The 1301-nt window shown below is 47.7% G+C and carries 1 protein-coding gene and 1 pseudogene; one reads left to right on the top strand and one right to left on the bottom strand.

All coding sequences use genetic code 11. The annotated features are described in order from the left end of the window. Positions 1–1004, bottom strand: a pseudogene (locus tag BMY60_RS15105) (DDE-type integrase/transposase/recombinase); the annotation flags it as partial. A 135-nt stretch (positions 1005–1139) separates the two neighbouring features. Here BMY60_RS15105 and BMY60_RS15100 point away from each other — a divergent pair. Beyond that, positions 1140–1301: transposase family protein (locus tag BMY60_RS15100; RefSeq protein WP_143057391.1), on the top strand; the 162-nt coding region annotated here is incomplete at its 3' end.

Raw genomic sequence — 1301 nt, 5'->3', positions numbered from 1 at the left:
CAGACATGGGTCGCCTCCTGTGTCATCCAGTCTCCGTTGAGTAGTTGGTCGTAGGTGTCGACACCATGTTGCCTGGGCGGTATGGCTGGTTGTTGCATATTGTGTCGGAGAAACCGTTTTTGCAACACTTTGAGTTCAGGTAATTGTTCTTTCAGTAATAATTCAGCAGCTAACTGACTTTCGCAATCATGGTCACAGGCAAAACGTAAAACGGATACCATCCACTTACAGGCGTGGTGCGGATCGAATTGTAGCTCTGCACGCCGCCATAACTGACGATACTGGGATGTAGGTAACAGATCGTCGCGCAATCGGGAGAAACGAAAGGCCTGAGGTTTGGCTGCCAGCGCATGGATGACATGACGATAATCAATACGCCTGGCGCGTCCTTCAGGTGTTTTTGGGTATACACGCGGCAATGTAATCACCCGTGTTTGCCCCACAAAACATTCCAGCCGATCATGATAAAGATGAATCCTGAGTTTTTCACCGATCAATCGGGAAGGGACGCTGTAGAGACACCGTTTGACCGATATTGTGCTGCTGGTTGTTACCTTGACAGTCAATTCGCTGAAATCCATAAAGCGGTAATGTGGCAAAGGTTTAAGATGCGCTTGTTCTTCCACCAGGCGGCCTTTGCACCGTTTGTTCAGCTTATCGACAACTTTGTCCAAAAAACAGCGATAGGCTTCAATGGTCGGGAAATCAGCAGAACCGCGTACTTTGATAGCCTGATCAATCCGATGCTTGAGCGACCCATGTGCTGTTTCGACAGCGCCGTTTTCGTGGCTGACGCCCAGATTGTTCACCGTCGGCCGCATGCTGTAGTGCTGGCACAGTGCCTCGTAGCTTTGCATCAACTCGCGTTTCTCGGCTGTATTGACATACGCCGCACTGAGACTGTCTGTGCGATGTTCTGCAGGTGCGCCACCGAGTTTATGCAGGGCAGTTTGCAAACCATCGGCCAGCGCGCTATAGCTTTCCCCACCTCGAACGATATGCACGCAGCGCCAGTGACTATAAGCCAGGCAAAACTGATAAAGTAAATGATCAAATGGTTTGCCGGCAGGGCAATCGGGCTTAAAAATACTTGAAAATAGAAATTAGTTGAGGTATTAGGTTTATCATTTTGATTTCAAATGATAGACAAACCAACGGCAACGCCTTCAATCATTCATCATTTTTCAAGTATAAAAGACCCAAGAGTGGATAGGCAAAAGAAACATCAGCTCCAGGATATATTTTTTATCACTCTTTGTTCAGTTATTTGTGGAGCGGACAATTGGGTGGCTATTGAGGAA

The organism is Nitrosomonas sp. Nm51 (genome assembly GCF_900111165.1).
Lineage (GTDB): Bacteria > Pseudomonadota > Gammaproteobacteria > Burkholderiales > Nitrosomonadaceae > Nitrosomonas.
This window is presented reverse-complemented; position numbering and strand designations above follow the sequence as displayed.